This is a genomic window from Candidatus Blochmanniella camponoti (genome assembly GCF_023585825.1).
Lineage (GTDB): Bacteria > Pseudomonadota > Gammaproteobacteria > Enterobacterales > Enterobacteriaceae > Blochmanniella > Blochmanniella camponoti.
The window spans coordinates 522,832-540,843 of record NZ_CP097751.1 but is presented as its reverse complement, the minus strand read 5'-3'; the positions used below and the strand labels follow the sequence as shown (position 1 = coordinate 540,843).

Here is an 18,012-nt window from a genome sequence, read left to right as displayed (position 1 = left end):
CACATGAAGTCGGATTCGTGCTTATAATATTGTTAATTATATGAAATTTTGGAAAATATTAATTCTAATATTTACGTTAAAAACAAATATTGTTCTTGGGGCATTTAAAACGGTAAATAAAATTGTAGCATTAGTGAATCATAATATTATATTAGATAGTGATATCAGAAATAATATTTATATGATTCGAGATAACATCTCTAATGGCAATGACAATATATTACAAGATATTTCATATTATCAAAAAATATTAGACCAATTAATCATAGATAACCTCATTTTCCAAATTTCTGATCAACAAAAAATCAACATTGACCACAATCAACTTAATCAAATGATTAACTGTATTTTAAATTTATATGATATGACATTCGATCAGTTTCGTTCATACCTATATGATATTGGCTTAAATTACGAAAAATTTTATTTCCAACAATATCAAAATATGCTTAAAAAGCAAATATGTGATCATGTTATGCGCAATCGTACTCATATATTGACAAATGAAATAAATAAAATTGCCAAAAAATCAAATATTATTGATATTAATAAACAATTTAAATTAAAGCACGTTATATTTTCATTACCAATACAACCTACTCAATGCCAAATAGATAGAATAGAATATTTTGCAAGATTATTAATTAAAAAAAAAGAATTTAACAAAGATATTAAAGAACTCATACGCACATATTCTAATAAAAATATTATTCAAATAATTAAAGTACACGAAACAGAATGGATTTCATGGAAAGACATACCAATTATTTTTGATAAATATTTACAAACAATAAAAAAAGGTGATGTTATCGGTCCAATTACATCTTGCGATGGAATACATATTCTAGAAGTACAAGATATACGTTATAAACAAATTATGCTGCCTGTAACTAAAGTTACAGCAAAAATATTTGGTATAAAAAATTCGTGTGAAAATGTAAGCATAGTGGAACAACTATTGCAAACTAAAGAACACATGGAAAAAAGTAATACTGCTTTTGGAATGATGATGAAAGAAAAATCAAAAGACATATGTTTTAGTCATTACGAAGAAAATACAATATGCAAGGATTTAGATGATTTCGAGCCATCAATCCGAAAAGTTTTGAGTTCTTTAAAAAGCAATGAAATTAGCATACCAGTATACACCTCTTACGGATGGCGTTTAATTCAGTTAATAGATATATCTATATTAGAATATAATGAAATAATGTATGAACGTGCTTATTTATATTTATTAAATAACAAATTTGATGAAATTATGAAAAATTGGATTCAAGAATTACGATCCGAATCATATATTAAGATCATTAACTAAAATGATAAAAAAAAATAAACAATTTCGACGCATTGTGATTACTACGGGAGAGCCGTCTGGAATCGGTCCTGACATAGTTATTATGAGCGCACAAAAGAAATGGCCTGTAGAGTTGGTTGTGTGTGCAGATCCTAATTTGCTATTAGATAGAGCGCAGCAAATAAATCTGCCTCTAAAATTACGTTCTTACCATTCTAAAAAAATAGCATCTCCTTGTATGCCCGGAGAATTATCTATATTAAAAATGTTACTTCCACAAAAAACTATACCTGGTCAATTAAATGTTAATAACAATAATTATGTTATTAATACTTTAACAAGAGCATCACAGGGATGTTTAAATGGGGAATTTTCAGCATTAGTGACCGGCCCTATACATAAAGCTATTCTTAATAGAGGAAACATAGCATTCAGTGGGCACACTGAATTTTTATCTCAAATCAACAAATGCGAAACAACTGTAATGATGCTAAGTAATAGAAAATTACGTGTTGCTTTAGCTACTACCCATATCCCTATATTATCTGTGCCAAAAATGATTACTCAAAAATCTCTTTGCGATACTATTTCCATTCTCGCACAAGGATTAAAAAAATACTTTGGTGTTTCACACCCTAAAATTTATATATGTGGTTTAAACCCACATTCTGGAGAATCCGGCTATATAGGACAAGAAGAGATTAATATCATTATACCTGCTTTAAATATTTTAAAGAAAAACATTAATTGTGAACTAATAGGTCCTTTGTCAGCTGATACAATATTTCAGAAAAAATATATTCAACATGCAGACGTAATATTAGCTATGTATCATGATCAAGGTTTACCTGTTTTAAAATATTCTGGATTTGGTCAATCAGTAAATATTACTTTAGGATTGCCTTTTATTAGAACCTCTGTAGATCACGGCACTGCTCTTGAACTATCTGGAAAAGGAACAGCACTACCCGATAGTATGATTATGGCTATTACAGTTGCAATTAAAATGCTAACTAAGTCATCCTTATGAAAAAAATATACTATAAAAATCATCTTATAAAAAAAAAATTGAGCCAAGTATTCCTTAAAGACCAAAATGTTATTGATACTATTGTTAAAACTATTAATCCTAAAAAACATCAAAAAATACTAGAAATTGGACCCGGATTAGGCGCGCTAACTAAACAAATTCTAAATACTACAGATCTCGATTCTTTAATATTAATAGAACGTGATTCAAACTTAGTCAATCGATTAGTTCAAATGTTTAACAAAAAAATTTATATTCTTCATCAAGATATAATGACAACAAATTTTTTTGAATTATCACATAAAGTTGGGCAAAAACTACGATTAATAGGAAATTTACCCTATAATATAGCCACAGAATTAATCGTGTATTTATTCCAATACACTAATGTAATTTACGATATGCATTTCATGTTTCAGAAAGAAGTAGCTACACGACTTTACGCAAATCCTAATAAAAAAGAATATGGCAGACTAAGCATAATAACACAATATCATTGTAAAGTTGTTCCGTTGTTAAAGATACCAGCAACTTCTTTCTTTCCTATCCCAAAAGTAGAATCTATGGTAATGCGTCTACTTCCCCACACAAACACTCCTTATCCAATAGTTAATATTGGTCAGCTATCTTCGCTGACAAAATTAGCTTTTAGCCAAAGACGAAAAACTCTTCGTAACAGCTTATCTACATTTTTTAACGAAACAGAAATAACACAAAAAGGAATAAATCCGGCACTGCGAGCAGAAAACATTACTATTAATCAATACTGTACATTAGCAAATATGTTAAATAACGAATAAACTTACTGATATGATGTTGTTATTATAACCTATAACTGATATCATCAGTTATAATGGTATTTCAACTGAAAAATGTTATACATCTATTTTTTATTAAATTATCAATATACTATTGAATATGATATGCTTGTTTAAATAATACTATAAATCAATACCACAATGGTATAAAAACTCTTTGTTTAACACAAACAAAATGTTTAAAACAAATCAGTTTCTATTGTAATGGAAAAAATTTCTTACTAAAAGTAAGCATATTTTCATATCTTATAAAATATATTTTTATTATACAAATAGTCCTTTTCTAAAAAGGAAAATTTATACTTAATACAAAATATTAAAAATATTATGATATATGTATTTGATTAATTTTTATTGTAAAAAAATCTATAATAACCCAAATGTCTACTTATTTTATCGGAGATGTCCACGGATGTTACAGACACTTACAAACTATACTAGATCATGTATGCTTTAATCCTAATGTTGACACTCTACATTTTACCGGAGATTTAATCGCCAGAGGACCAAATTCATTAGAGGTATTGCGTTTAGTCTATGCATTTAAAACAAGTGCTTCCATAGTATTAGGTAATCATGAGTTACATTTGTTAAAAACATATTTTGGAATAAATGATAGAAAACGTAAAGATTATTTTGATGCTATATTCAATGCTCCAGATTTAGAAGAATTAATTAATTGGTTGCGTCATCAACCTATGTTATATATAGATGAAAATAAAAAGATATTAATGACCCATGCAGGAATTCATCCTAATTGGAATATTAACAATACTAAAGAATATGCCCAAGAAATAGAAGAAATTTTGGTTAGCGACCATTATTTTCTACTTTTTAAAAAAGACATGCATGACAATGTATCTGATATGCATCAGATACATAATAGTAAATTACAACAAATACAAGAAAATATTAATGTATTCACACGAATGCGTTATATTTATTTAAATGGTCAATTAGATTTAAAATACAAAGGAGCTCCTAATGATGCCCCAAAAAATATATATCCGTGGTTTTCTTTAAACAAATTAGTTGATCCCGCGTATAATATAATTTTTGGTCATTGGGCATCATTAGGAGAAATAAAAATACCATCTGGTATGTATGGATTAGATTCTGGTTGTTGTTGGGGAGGGGCACTGACCTTATTGCGATGGGAAGACAAAAAAATTGTATCCATACCTTGTGACCACCCATCTACTTAACTTACATTAACTTAATAAAACATATAATCAAATTTGATGATTATTTGTACATATTCTATACAAATTAAAATAAATTAGTACCATATTTTAATTATCACTCTTTAAAAATAATTTATTAATATGAAATATTGATTTCATATTAATAAATTATTTTCATTATTAACCATAATAGTTTTTATTAGCAACGTTCTAAAATAGAAAAATGCAAATAACAAAAACAGTCCTCTCTAAATTTATAAAAACTATTAAAAATAGATTTCCATTCTCTTATATTATAATCAGGAAACAAAGTGTCGCCATCAATTTCAACCATGTTATGAATATATGTTAAATATAAGCGTTGCGCACGAGGTAAAAAAACATTGTATATTTCACTTCCTCCAATTACCATGACTTCATGTTCGTCCTGTATTAAAGATAAAGCTTCATCTATATTATCTACTACAAAAACACCATTATAATTATTTAATAAATTACGACTTAAAACAATATTCAATCTATTTAATAATGGTTTCTTGCCTATAGACTCAAATGTTTTGCGTCCCATAATAATTGGCTTATATAAAGTATGATATTTAAACCATTTAACATCCATAGGTAAATACCAAGGAATAACATTTTTTTTCCCAATTATATGATTGGTAGTCAACGCAGCAATTAAGCTAATAATCATTATGACACAATATTCAATATGTATATCAAATTACAAAATACTTTTTAATAAAATCTGTAATTACAGAAACATACAAAATGTAATTCTGCAATATATACCAATTATAGTTTTAATGTACTATTTTAGAATGCATATCTTGAAGTGATACCACATGTTCTGTAGTATCAACAGATAACGACATAGCTGCAGCAAAACTTCCATTTATTGTAGTAATATAATAGACGTTATGTTGCAATGCGATTCGGCACAATAATGCCGCATAATCATTACTAATATTATCTGCTAAGGTGGTATCAACAATATAACTATATCCACCATTCTTAATTTTTTTGTGAATATATGCATGAGTTACATGCACTGGTCTAATCATTTGAGAAACAAGACCAACACTTTTTAGTATTTTCGCTGTTTCACTTGTAACATCCAACATAAAACCATTTTTAATAAATTTAGTAACTAAATCCACTGCTTTATCCGTATCTTTATCAGATAAAGATAATAATACATCGCCATGTTTTCTCATATAAAACTGACTACTTAATGTTGCTTTAGCAAATGCTTCTTCAAAAGTACGTCCAATACCCATTACTTCTCCTGTAGATCTCATTTCTGGGCCTAACCTTGGATTCATGTTAATAAATTTGTTAAACGGCAATACTACCTCCTTCACTGAAAAATAAGGAGGAATTACTTCTTTTAAAATACCTTGATCCAACAAAGATTGCCCAATCATTACTCGGGTTCCAATTTTTGCTAACGCCATGCCAGTGGCTTTAGATACAAAAGGAACTGTACGTGATGCTCTTGGATTAATCTCAATTATATAAATTTCATCTTTTTGTATTGCAAATTGTATATTTACCAAACCTTTTATATTAAATTTAAATGCTAGTTCTTTTACTTGATAACGTATTCTGTCCTGAATATTTTTGCTTAACGTATGAGCTGGCAAAGAACACGCTGAGTCCCCGGAATGTATTCCTGCGTATTCGATATGCTCCATAATTCCCCCGATAAACACCTGTTTTCCATCACAAATTGCATCTACATCTACTTCTATCGCATTTTCTAAAAAACTATCTAACAAAACTGGTGCATTATTAGATACTGATATAGCATTTTTAAAATAGAATAATAATTCTTTTTCATTATATACTATTTCCATAGCCCTACCTCCCAAAACATAAGAAGGCCTAACTACTATGGGATACCCTATATTTTTAGCTTTTTTTAAAGCTGATTGTATAGATATAACAGTAGCGTTATCTGGTTGTTGTAAACCTAAACATTTGATTGATCGTTGAAATCGTTCTCTATTTTCAGCTTGGTCAATTGCATCCGGACTCGTGCCTATAATAGATATCCCAGCTGCTTCCATTTCTTTAACCAATTTTAATGGAGTTTGACCTCCATATTGAACAATCACACCTGTTGGTTTGTTTATACGTATAATTTCTAAGATATCTTCTAATGTAATTGGTTCAAAATAAAGAATATCCGATATATCATAATCAGTAGATACAGTTTCAGGATTGCAATTCACCATAATTACATGATATCCGCTTTCACGTAATGTTATTGCTGCATGAACACAACAATAATCAAATTCAATACCCTGACCAATACGATTAGGTCCCCCTCCTAATATCATTATAGTTTTATTTGTGTGATTAAATTGAAATTCACATTCACCATCGTAAGTAGAATACATATAAGAAGTATTAGTAGAAAATTCTGCCGCGCATGCATCTACATGTTTATACACAGGATGTATATCATATATAAATCTTAATGTACGAATTTTATTTTCTGATACTCCTGTCAATTGCCCCAATCTTGCATCAGAAAACCCTTTCTTTTTAAGACAATATAACCGATTCTTATCAAGACATGATATACCTTCCGATATTACATCATTCTCTAATTGTACTAATTCTTGAATTTGAACTAAAAACCAACGATCGATATTAGTTAAATGAAAAACTTGTTCTAAAGATATACCGTAGCGAAAAGCATCGGCAATATACCATATTCGATTACTACTAGCATTTTTTAATTCATATACAATAATACTAAACGCTTTAGGGTGATCTAAATCAATTTTAGAATCTAGTCCCATTACTCCTATTTCTAATCCGCGTATTGCTTTCTGTAAAGATTCTTGCTGACTACGACCAATTGCCATCACTTCACCCACTGATTTCATTTGAGTTGTCAGTTTATTGTGTTGCTCTGGAAATTTTTCAAAATTAAAACGCGGAATTTTAGTTACTACATAATCGATTGATGGTTCAAAAGATGCGGGAATATTACCATTGGTAATATCATTTGATAATTCATCCAGAGTATATCCCACTGCTAACTTAGAAGCTATTTTTGCTATAGGAAATCCAGTTGCTTTCGAAGCTAATGCTGATGATCGCGATACTCTCGGATTCATTTCAACAACGATAAGTCTTCCATTATTTGGATTGACCGCAAACTGTACATTAGCTCCTCCAGTCTCTACTCCAATTTCACGTAATACCATCATTGAAGCATTTCTCATGATTTGATATTCCTTATCGGTCAAAGTTTGAGCTGGCGCCACAGTAATGGAATCACCAGTATGAATACCCATGGGATCAACGTTTTCTATAGAACACACAATTATACAATTGTCTTTAATATCACGTATTACTTCCATTTCATACTCCTTCCAACCAATTAAAGATTCATCAATTAAAAGTTCATGATGAGGATATGCATCTAATCCATATCTGCAAAGTTTTTCAAATTCTTTTTGAGTACAAGCAACGCCACCTCCGCTTCCTCCTAAAGTAAAAGAAGGACGAATAATGCAGGGTAGCCCGATTTTTTCTAAAACCATCATAGCTTCATCTATATCGCGTGCAACACCAGATCGTGCTGTTTCTAAGCTAATTTTTTTCATAGATTCTCGAAATTTTTGACGATCTTCTGCCTTACAAATAGAATCTATCGTTGCTCCAATTGTTATTATATTAAATTTTCTTAAAATTCCGTGACGTTCTAAATCTAAAGTACAATTCAAAGCAGTTTGTCCACCCATAGTTGAGAGCAGTGCATCCGGATGTTCTTTTTCAATGATCTTATGTATTATTTTCCATTGAATCGCTTCAATATAAGTGACATCAGCCATATCAGGATCCGTCATAATTGTAGCAGGATTAGAATTTACTAAAATAATACGATATCCCTCTTCACGTAACGCTTTACAAGCTTGTGCGCCAGAGTAATCAAATTCACAGGCTTGACCGATAACTATTGGTCCAGCTCCTAATAGTAAGATGCTGTGTATATCGGTTCTTTTTGGCATATTATACTCTCAAACTTATTATTTATTACGGTAATTTTTAATTAATTTAATGAAATGACCAAATAACGATGATGCAGCATCATGAGGACCAGGACTAGCCTCTGGATGCCCTTGAAAACTAAAAGCAGGTTTATTAATATGGTGAAGACCTTGGAGAGTACCATCAAATAATGAAATATGCGTTATTTTTAACGTATCAGGTAAAGTTTGTTTGTCTACTACAAAATTATGATTTTGAGCAGTAATTATAACCTTGTTTGTTTCTATATCTTTAACTGGATGATTAGAGCCATGGTGTCCAAATTTCATTTTTATCGTTTTAGCTCCGCTGGCTAACGCAAGTAACTGATGTCCTAAACAAATCCCAAACAACGGGATTGTAGTTGTATTTAAAAAAGTTTGTATAGCATTAATTGCGTATTCATATACATTTGGATCTCCAGGCCCATTGGCTAGAAAGACACCATCTGGTTGCATATCAATTATTTCTTGCGCTGTAGTATGCGCTGGAACCACAGTTAATAAACAACCATAATCTACTAATATACGCATGATATTTCGTTTAACACCAAAATCATATACTACAACACGATAAGGTAGGTGTAATGGAGCGCAAAATACTCCAGATTTAATATTCCAGGTGCCTTGATTCCAGATATACTGTCGAGAAGTACTTACTTCATGAACAAGATTAAGTCCATTCAATCCATGAAATTCGCGAGCCTTACGCAATGCTAATGTGGCATCAGGCATGTCGCAAGCAATGATGCAGCCGTGTTGTATTCCCTTTTCTCGTATTAAACGAGTTAACTTACGAGTATCTACTCCAGCAATTCCAACAATATTTTGTTGCACTAAATAATCTGAGAGACTCAATGTATAACGAAAATTACTAACAACCATTGATAAGTCACGAATAATCAGCCCTCTTACCTGAATACAAGAAGATTCATTATCAAATTCATTAGTACCTACGTTTCCAATATGAGGGCAAGTTAATATGACTATTTGATAAGCATAAGAAGGGTCAGTAATTATTTCTTGATATCCAGTCATTGATGTGTTGAACACTACTTCTCCTACCGTTTCTCCTTCTGCGCCTATTGCATAACCATAAAATTTATTACCATCTTCTAGTACTAACAGTGCTGATTTCATTAAAATAACTCTATCTTAATAGATAAATAAATCATTAAGTATATAACTTACATTTAATTTATTAGAGGAAATTGATAAGTTAAATATTAAATTAATAATACTATTATTTTAGATTAAAATAAAACATGTGTAAATAAAATTTATACATGTTTTATTGATTATTAGTCTTAGAATTCTTTTAATAACATCAATCATATATCATCATATTATATATATGATATATGATCATATAATTATTTACTTGCATCTAGCTATCATAATAACGTATCCATTTCTAAGATATCGCTTATATCAAATAAGCCTATTTTATCACGCCCTATCCAAAAAGCAGCACGTAATGCTCCATGAGCAAATATTAAACGGTCCGATGCTTTATGTGTGATTTCTAAACGTTCTCCTGGTCCTGCAAATAAAACAGTATGTTCTCCAACGACATCTCCAGCACGTATCGAATGAATTAATATATCATTATAAGAAGACGCTGATGAATACGTTGTAGAATCAAGATTAGAGTCCATAATTTTATTAGAATGAATAGATCGCAATGCATTTGCAATAATATTTTGCATTGTTAAAGAAGTGCCAGACGGTATGTCACGTTTCCTGTTATGATGAGTTTCAATAATACTGATATCTGAAGTACTACCTATAATTTGTGTAATCTTATGCAATAATTTAGATATTAACGCTACACCTATACTAAAATTGGAGGAAAAAACAATTCCTATTTTATGAGACGCATTTAGAATAAGATTCTTATGTATCTGATTAAATCCAGTAGTACCAATAACTATATTTTTATTGTTATTAACACAAAATTTTAAATATTCTATAGATATATCAGGGGCAGTAAAATCAACCAAAACATCAAAATTATCTTTAATTGATTCCAAATTATCAGTAATTTCTATACCTAAAGTATCATTGTTTATTAATACTCCAACATCCATTCCGCAAATTTTAGCATTTAAACGTGTTATAGCAGCTCCTAAAACAATTTCTTGACTAAATTGTTTTTCTCCTTCAACAACACACGTTACTATTTCTTTACCCATGCGACCAGTTACTCCCGTAACGGCAATACGGAGAAGTGCATCACTCATAATTTTATAACCTTATTAATAATGTTTATTCTTTACATACAGAAAATTTATGATTCTGATTTGTTCCTATATACAATACTAAGTGCAATAAAATATAATAAATAATGTTACATATCGTTGTAATTTTTTATAGTCAGTTTTTACATTTAATACATAATTTTACTGTTACAATAAAATCAACAAATCCATTATTATAAATATGCTAAATTTTAGGTGTATCAAAAAATATATTCTCTTCCTCTCCAATCATTTCTTCAACCACAAAATGATCTGTACTTAATACACGTAATTTTTCAATAACCTGAAGTACTAAAATGTCTGGGGCTGATGCCCCAGCAGTAATACCAATGTTATTTACCCCACGCAACCAATTTTTTTGAATATCATTAGCGTGACTAATTAAATATGTAATTTTCCCAATACGACGTGCTAGCTCCATTAATCTTACAGAATTAGACGATGTTATTGACCCTACAACAAATATCATCTCTGCCTTCGAAGCTAAATTTTTCAGAGCATTTTGTCTGTTAAATGTTGCGTAACAAATATCATGTTTTCTAGGGCCCATAATGCTAGGAAATCTTTTATTCAAAATTGCTATAATCTCTGCAGTATCATCTATAGATAAAGTTGTTTGTGTTACAAAAAATAAATGATTTGGGTGATTAACCTGAATGGACCAAGCGTCTGATTGCGACTCAACTAAATATATTTTTTGCCTAGAATTCATAGAAATATATTGCCCCATAGTTCCTTCTACTTCTGGATGACCAGAATGGCCTATTAAAATTACTTCCATGTTATTACGATTAGCTCGGGAGACTTCCTTATGTACTTTAGTTACCAATGGACAAGTAGCATCAATTATTATTAAATTTTTAATTTTTGATTGCTCCCGCATCTTTTTTGACACTCCGTGAGCAGAAAAAATGAGAACCGATTCATTTGGTACTTCATCTAGTTGCTCAATAAAAATAACACCTTTCTTAGATAATTGAGTTACCACGTAATCATTATGCACTAACTCATGGCGCACATAAATTGGAGTACCATATACCTGTATCGTTTTCTCTACAATATTAATCGCTCGATTTACCCCTGCACAGAACCCACGCGGATTAGCTAATATAACTTTAATTATTTAAACCCTCTTGTATTTTCATAATAAAAAATTGCTACATTTATTGCTCACATAAAATGTGACAATTAATTTTTAGTAATTTTGTAATTAGATTAATAAACATAATAATGCATATTGTATTGATAACAATCATCATTAATATCACAATTTTAATATAAATTATTTTTAATAAAATCATAATAGTATCTTATCGTTACAATGGTAATTCCTATACAAATTGCTATATCTGCAACATTAAAAGTTGGCCAATGCCAACTTTTAATGTGAACATCAATAAAATCAACTACTGTTCCGTATAATATTCGATCCAATAAATTCCCTAAGGCTCCTCCAATAACCATAGAGTAGGATATACTATAACATTTAGGACGTTCAATCAATGTATATAAAGCTATGATAAACACTACAATTACTAATGTTATTATCCACACAAATATCCAACGATAATACAAATTAGCATTGGTAAATAACCCAAAAGCTAATCCTGAATTACAAACATAATAACAATTAATTCCAGGTAATACTGATAATACCTCCCCAATCCAAAAATGAGTCTTTACCCAATACTTTGTTCCTATGTCTAATAACATTATTAATATAGATAACCATAACCATTTTAAATTTTTATAATTATATTTTTTATTCATTAAAAAAACCTACGTTTTTCTCCTGGTCCAACTATGTTGTTAACACAACGCGCACAAATATTTGAATAATTTTTATATTGATCAATATCTAATCTATAATGCCAACAACGCAAACACTTCTTGCCCTTAGCTTTTTCTAAAAAGATTTTCAGTCCGGGCATCCCCTCTTGTGCATATTGAGTGACATTAAATCCATTGCAATAATCTGAAACTATAGCGGACGATGTTATTAATCCAAAAGAAAGTTCATTGCCTAAGATACGTAATGTATTTGCCAGTTCTGGAGTAGCATACAAAACTACACTTGCATCTAAGGATCCACCAATAATGCCATTAAGGCGAGTTTGTTCAACTATTTTATTTACTTCACTTCTAACATTTAAAAAAGTATTCCAATCATGACTATTCATAATTTGTTTTGAACTTATACTAAATAAGCCATTATACCATTCTTCAGTAAATACATATTTTGATCTATTTCCTGGAATATACCTCCAAATTTCATCAGCAGTAAAAGATAAAACTGGAGCAATCCAACGCACCATAGATTCAATAATATGATACAATGCAGTCTGACAGCTACGGCGTTCTTTGCTATTTTTTTTTGTGGTATATTGTCGATCTTTAATAACATCCAAATAAAAAGAACCCATTTCTACCGAACAAAACTGCATGATCCGTTGTATTACGTTATGAAAATTATATTTATTGTAATCTGATATTACTTCTAACTGTACAGATAAAGCGCGATCTATTGCCCAACAATCCAATTCAATCATATTTTCTGGATGTACAGAATCTTGTTCTGGGTCAAAATCACTAATATTAGCTAAACAAAACCGAGCGGTATTTCGAATACGTCGATACACATCAGTTGTATGCTTTAAAATAGCATTTGAAATTGCCATTTCTTTAGAATAATCAGAAGAAGCTATCCATAATCGCAAGATATCCGCTCCGAAATCTTTTATTATCTCCTGAGGGCTAATGACATTACCAAGAGATTTAGACATCTTACGCCCCTGAGAATCTACAGTAAATCCATGAGTCAATACTTCTCTATAAGGTGCTTTACTTGTAATTGCAGTTGATATAATTAAAGACGACATAAACCAACCTCGGTATTGATCTGAACCTTCTAAATATAAATCTGGTGACTGCTTTCGATATTCTGATCTTTCTGGTATCACTGAATAATGAGTAGAACCAGAGTCAAACCATACATCCAGCGTATCTAGCACTTTTTCATATTGATCTGCTTCTTCATTGCTTATGATATCTTCAGTTTTTAAATCCCACCACGCCTGTATTCCGTGTTGTTCTACATGTTGGGCAATTACTTCCATTAATTCAATCGTACGCGGATGTAAAATTGAAGTTTTTTTATGAATGAAAAGAGGTATTGGTACACCCCAAACACGTTGCCTTGAAAGACACCAATCAGGTCTATTAACAATCATTTTTTCAATACTATATTCTCCTTTATTTGGAATCCAATCTACTTGGTGTATTGTTTGCAACAATTTATTTCTTAAATTATATTTATCCATACTTAAAAACCACTGTGCAGTAGCTTTGAAAATGACTGGAACTGCATGACGCCAACAATATGGATAATTATGTTTATAGTTATGATTTACGTGTAATAAAGAACCTGATTGATTTAATAAGTTTATTATTATGTCATTGGATTGAAATATTTGTACGCCATCTAACATAGGGTGCACATTAGACACGTAATGACCTGTTTCATTGATTATATTAACAATTTTAAAATTATATTTTCGAGCTACAATATAATCATCAACGCCATGATTTGGAGCGATATGTACTACTCCTGTTCCAGAATCTAGTGTTACATGACCGCTCAAGACAACAGGGACATCAAACGACATAAACGGATGCCGAAATTTTAACGATTCTAAGGAATTACCTGAAGTTTCACCTAAAATTTTCCAAGAAAAACATTGTATGCGTTGCATTACAACATTCACTAAATTAGCTGCAATAATTATATATTTATTATTATTCACCGCAATTAATTGATAACTGTAATCTGGATGCACAGAAATAGCTTGATTGGCAGGTAATGTCCAAGGAGTAGTAGTCCAAATTACTAATTCAATAATACGTTGACATAAATCAATATTGAATATTTTAGAAATACGAATATTATCTACTGCAACAAAAGCAACATCAATAGCCGGAGAACAATGATTATTATATTCCACTTCTGATTCAGCTAATACAGAACAACATTGAAAACACCAATGTACAGGTTTCGTTCCTTTATAGAAATAACCGTTAGATATAACTTTACTTAAGGTGCGAATAATATTTGCTTCAGTCTTAAAATCCATTGTCAAATAAGGTCGTGACCAGTCTCCTAAGACACCTAATCTTACGAAATCCTTTTTTTGCATTTCTATTTGATCTAAAACATAATTACGACAAATACTTCGAAATTCATTTGGATCAACATTAATTCCTAGTTGCCCTATTAATCGTTCCACTTGTAGTTCAATAGGCAACCCATGACAATCCCAACCGGGAATATAAGGAGCATTATACCCCATTAAGGTTTTATATTTCAGAATAATATCTTTAAGTACTTTATTTACTGCATGACCTAAATGAATACTACCATTTACATAAGGTGGGCCATCATGTAATACAAATAATTTTTTTTTACTTTTTTTATGACGAATTGCTTCGTATAAATTATCTTTATACCAACGCTCTAAAATAGTAGGCTCACATACAGGTAAATTAGCACGCATTGGAAATAATGTGTGTGGTAAATTCAAAGTATTTTTATAGTTAATCATTTATAAATTATTCCGTTTTTATAAATTTTGTTGATATTATTAATTTTATTAAAATAACTACGTACTTTTATTATATCGCTTTTAATTTGTCGTTGTAATATTTTCACGGAACTGAAATATTGTTCATCACGTATTTTAGCTAAAAAAACTACTTTAATGTGATAAGTATATAAATTTGTAGATACATTTAACAAATGTACTTCTAATTTTTGTTGATTTTTTCCAGTAACTGTTGGGCGAATTCCCACATTGGCTATACCCTGCAATGGATGATTAGAAATACCATACACTTCCACTGCGTATACACCATGTATGGGTAATCGTTTTCCCTGTAACGATACGTTAGCCGTAGGAAACCCAATCCTACGACCTAATTCATCTCCGTGCACTACACGGCCAGAAATACAATAAGAATGTCCAAGTAATAATTCAGCATCCAATATTCTATTTTCTACTAAAGCGACACGTATCGCAGTACTACTTATTCTGCGATTGTTTTCATCAAAATAAGTGGCGATGCGTATTACTTTAAAACCTTCATTTTTACCTATTTTTTTCAATAAAATAAAATCCCCTTTTCTAAAAGCACCAAACCTAAAATCATCTCCGATATAAACAAACCGAACGTCTAATTTAGATATTAATATATTTTTAATAAAATTGTATGCTTCAATAGCAGCAAATTTTTTGTTAAAAGTAATACATAGAATAACATCTACTCCTGCTGTACATAAATAATTCACTTTATCTCTCAATCTAGTTAATCGTATTGCTATTATATTAGATAGATATTCTTTAGGTTGTGGCTCGAAGATCATAACTACAACAGGTAATTTCAAAATATTTCGTTTTTTTTGTAACTTTTCAAGTAATGCCTGATGCCCACGATGAAATCCATCAAAATTACCGATAGTAAGTATGCAACCTTTATGATGGGATTTTATATTATGTAACCCTCTAACAAATTCCATGTTAAATTCAAATCAATTCTTAAAAGATATTTATATTTATTCATATATTTTTAAAAAGTACTAACTTATTTTATAAAATTAATTCAAAAAGCATACAAATAATATAATTATTAAAATAGATTTATAAAAATATTTACAAACGTGATGGCAATCGTATTGAAAATAATAAATATTAATTGTAATATATAATGTAAAAATATAAAATAGGGTATGCGTGTAATTAAAATTTTAATATTTTAAGGGGTACTCCATATTGGCTAACACTAAATCAGCTCGAAAATCTCTCATAAAATCAAAGCAGCAACGCAAGTGTAATGCAAGCCGGAGATCTATGTTGCGTACCTTTATAAAAAAGGTATATACAGCAATTGAAAGTAAAGATAAGTCAGCTGCAATAACTGCATTCGTTTTTATGCAGAAAAAAATAGATCATCAGGCTTGTAAAGGTTTAATTCATAAAAATAAAGCCGCTAGATGTAAATCTAGAGCATACGCACGTATCAAATCCATGGAGTTTTGACTGAACTGAAGTAAAAGAGAAATATAACAACATTTAAAAAAATCATATAATTTTGACAACATCACTGTAAGCAATTAACGAGTGAGATCATCGAAGAATTTTTTTACACCATCAAAAAAACTTTTAGATCTAGGGCTGTTTCGGTTTCCATGAGGTCCCTCAAAACTATCTGACAAATCTTGAAGTAATCGTTTTTGTATATCATTTAACTTCACCGGAGTTTCTACTACTACTCTACATAACAAATCACCATTACCCCCGCTTCGAACCGATTTTACTCCTTTTCCTCTCATACGAAATAGTTTGCCAGTTTGGGTTTCAGGAGGAATTTTTAATTTTACCCTCCCATCTAAGGTTGGTACCTCAATTTCTCCTCCCAAGGCTGCCATAGAAAAACTAATTGGTACTTCACAATAAAGATTTTTTTCTTCTCTATCAAAAATTGGATGTTTTCTAATTTGAACTTGAACGTATAAATCTCCTGAAGGTGCACCGTTTTTTCCAGATTCGCCTTCACCCGATAAACGTATACGATCTCCTGTGTTTACACCAGCTGGAATTTTAACAGAGAGAGTCTTAGATCGTTCTACTCGTCCATTTCCACGACACCTATTACAAACTTCTTTAATAATTTTACCATGTCCATGGCATGCGGGACAAGATTGCTGTACAGAAAAAAAACCTTGGCGTATTTGAACTTGCCCTTGACCATGACATGTCATACAAGTAATTATAGCTGAATTTGATCTCGCGCCACTTCCACGACATTTTTCACAGGTCGATAAAGTTGGTATGCATATTTCTTTAATAATCCCACGAACTGCATCCTCTAAACTTAACTCTATATTATAACGTAAATCCGATCCTCTACCTGCACGATTTCTTCTATTTCCTCCAAATATATCTCCGAACACATCACCAAAAATATCGCTAAAATCCGCTCCTCCTGAATTTGCTGTTGACCCCATACTTCCTGATTCAAACGCTGCATGACCATACTGATCATAAGCTGCACGTTTTTCTGAATTACTTAACACTTCATATGCTTCTTTAATTTCTTTAAATTTTGTTTCAGCTGTAGTATTCCCTGGATTACGATCTGGATGAAATTTCATTGCCAGGCGTTTATAGGACTTTTTGATTTCACGCTCATCCGCATTTTTGGAAATGCCCAAAATCTCATAATAGTCTGATTTAGCCATGGTTTTCTTTACGTCCCTTTGCATACTTATTAATTTAGTAATACATTTATAGATTCAACATTTTTTATTTATAATTTTAATA

General features: G+C 30.6%; 14 protein-coding genes. 5 read left to right on the top strand and 9 right to left on the bottom strand.

All coding sequences use genetic code 11. The features are described 5' to 3' along the window. Positions 1 to 40 precede the first annotated feature (40 nt). From M9394_RS02245 to M9394_RS02230, 4 genes are all read left to right on the top strand, one after another. Positions 41 to 1,318: a peptidylprolyl isomerase gene (locus M9394_RS02245; RefSeq protein WP_250249850.1), complete on the top strand. Its 1,278-nt coding sequence runs from the start codon at positions 41 to 43 to the stop codon at positions 1,316 to 1,318. Between the two features lies 1 nt (position 1,319). After that, complete coding sequence (pdxA, locus tag M9394_RS02240) at positions 1,320 to 2,327, top strand: 4-hydroxythreonine-4-phosphate dehydrogenase PdxA (protein WP_250246984.1); 1,008 nt, start codon at positions 1,320 to 1,322, stop codon at positions 2,325 to 2,327. Further along, the gene (gene rsmA, locus M9394_RS02235; protein ID WP_250246985.1) at positions 2,324 to 3,127 is read left to right on the top strand and encodes a 16S rRNA (adenine(1518)-N(6)/adenine(1519)-N(6))-dimethyltransferase RsmA; all 804 of its coding nucleotides are present in this window, start codon (positions 2,324 to 2,326) and stop codon (positions 3,125 to 3,127) included. Before pdxA ends, rsmA begins: the two co-directional genes overlap by 4 nt. A gap of 398 nt (positions 3,128 to 3,525) precedes the next feature. Next, the gene (locus tag M9394_RS02230; protein ID WP_250249848.1) at positions 3,526 to 4,350 is read left to right on the top strand and encodes a symmetrical bis(5'-nucleosyl)-tetraphosphatase; all 825 of its coding nucleotides are present in this window, start codon (positions 3,526 to 3,528) and stop codon (positions 4,348 to 4,350) included. A 178-nt stretch (positions 4,351 to 4,528) separates the two neighbouring features. Here the strand turns inward: M9394_RS02230 and folA are convergent, their stop codons facing one another. The 8 genes from folA to ribF form a co-directional block, all read right to left on the bottom strand. Then, positions 4,529 to 5,023: a type 3 dihydrofolate reductase gene (gene folA, locus M9394_RS02225; protein ID WP_250246987.1), complete on the bottom strand. Its 495-nt coding sequence runs from the start codon at positions 5,021 to 5,023 to the stop codon at positions 4,529 to 4,531. Between the two features lie 109 nt (positions 5,024 to 5,132). Continuing rightward, a complete protein-coding gene (carB, locus tag M9394_RS02220) occupies positions 5,133 to 8,360 on the bottom strand; it encodes a carbamoyl-phosphate synthase large subunit (protein ID WP_250248122.1) in 3,228 nt (1,075 codons plus the stop codon). 18 nt (positions 8,361 to 8,378) lie between these two features. Further along, a complete protein-coding gene (carA, locus tag M9394_RS02215; protein WP_250249846.1) occupies positions 8,379 to 9,518 on the bottom strand; it encodes a glutamine-hydrolyzing carbamoyl-phosphate synthase small subunit in 1,140 nt (379 codons plus the stop codon). 254 nt (positions 9,519 to 9,772) lie between these two features. After that, entirely contained in the window at positions 9,773 to 10,621 is an 849-nt protein-coding gene (gene dapB / locus M9394_RS02210; RefSeq protein WP_250249844.1) for a 4-hydroxy-tetrahydrodipicolinate reductase, read from the bottom strand. A gap of 202 nt (positions 10,622 to 10,823) precedes the next feature. Then, positions 10,824 to 11,759, bottom strand: a complete 936-nt coding sequence (gene ispH / locus M9394_RS02205; RefSeq protein ID WP_250250249.1) for a 4-hydroxy-3-methylbut-2-enyl diphosphate reductase — start codon at positions 11,757 to 11,759, stop codon at positions 10,824 to 10,826. A gap of 152 nt (positions 11,760 to 11,911) precedes the next feature. Next, a complete protein-coding gene (gene lspA, locus M9394_RS02200; RefSeq protein ID WP_250246991.1) occupies positions 11,912 to 12,409 on the bottom strand; it encodes a signal peptidase II in 498 nt (165 codons plus the stop codon). Further along, positions 12,409 to 15,237, bottom strand: a complete 2,829-nt coding sequence (gene ileS / locus M9394_RS02195; protein WP_250249842.1) for an isoleucine--tRNA ligase — start codon at positions 15,235 to 15,237, stop codon at positions 12,409 to 12,411. The genes lspA and ileS overlap by 1 nt, the downstream gene beginning before the upstream one ends. Beyond that, positions 15,234 to 16,208 (bottom strand): bifunctional riboflavin kinase/FAD synthetase, encoded by a 975-nt coding sequence (ribF, locus tag M9394_RS02190; protein ID WP_250249840.1) that lies wholly within the window; start codon positions 16,206 to 16,208, stop codon positions 15,234 to 15,236. Before ribF ends, ileS begins: the two co-directional genes overlap by 4 nt. A gap of 253 nt (positions 16,209 to 16,461) precedes the next feature. On the opposite strand from ribF, the gene rpsT reads away from it, so the two are divergent. After that, entirely contained in the window at positions 16,462 to 16,728 is a 267-nt protein-coding gene (rpsT, locus tag M9394_RS02185) for a 30S ribosomal protein S20 (RefSeq protein WP_250246994.1), read from the top strand. Positions 16,729 to 16,802: 74 nt separating this feature from the next. Here the strand turns inward: rpsT and dnaJ are convergent, their stop codons facing one another. Then, complete coding sequence (dnaJ, locus tag M9394_RS02180) at positions 16,803 to 17,930, bottom strand: molecular chaperone DnaJ (RefSeq protein ID WP_250246995.1); 1,128 nt, start codon at positions 17,928 to 17,930, stop codon at positions 16,803 to 16,805. Positions 17,931 to 18,012: the final 82 nt, after the last annotated feature.

Excerpts from the sequence above, each read along its gene's own strand:
- M9394_RS02230 (WP_250249848.1), top strand. The coding sequence starts at position 3,526 with ATGTCTACTTATTTTATCGGAGATGTCCACGGATGTTACAGACACTTA.
- lspA (WP_250246991.1), bottom strand. The coding sequence starts at position 12,409 with ATGAATAAAAAATATAATTATAAAAATTTAAAATGGTTATGGTTATCT.
- rsmA (WP_250246985.1), top strand. The coding sequence starts at position 2,324 with ATGAAAAAAATATACTATAAAAATCATCTTATAAAAAAAAAATTGAGC.
- dapB (WP_250249844.1), bottom strand. The coding sequence starts at position 10,621 with ATGAGTGATGCACTTCTCCGTATTGCCGTTACGGGAGTAACTGGTCGC.
- pdxA (WP_250246984.1), top strand. The coding sequence starts at position 1,320 with ATGATAAAAAAAAATAAACAATTTCGACGCATTGTGATTACTACGGGA.
- dnaJ (WP_250246995.1), bottom strand. The coding sequence starts at position 17,930 with ATGGCTAAATCAGACTATTATGAGATTTTGGGCATTTCCAAAAATGCG.
- M9394_RS02245 (WP_250249850.1), top strand. The coding sequence starts at position 41 with ATGAAATTTTGGAAAATATTAATTCTAATATTTACGTTAAAAACAAAT.
- carA (WP_250249846.1), bottom strand. The coding sequence starts at position 9,518 with ATGAAATCAGCACTGTTAGTACTAGAAGATGGTAATAAATTTTATGGT.
- folA (WP_250246987.1), bottom strand. The coding sequence starts at position 5,023 with ATGATTATTAGCTTAATTGCTGCGTTGACTACCAATCATATAATTGGG.
- ribF (WP_250249840.1), bottom strand. The coding sequence starts at position 16,208 with ATGGAATTTGTTAGAGGGTTACATAATATAAAATCCCATCATAAAGGT.
- ileS (WP_250249842.1), bottom strand. The coding sequence starts at position 15,237 with ATGATTAACTATAAAAATACTTTGAATTTACCACACACATTATTTCCA.
- carB (WP_250248122.1), bottom strand. The coding sequence starts at position 8,360 with ATGCCAAAAAGAACCGATATACACAGCATCTTACTATTAGGAGCTGGA.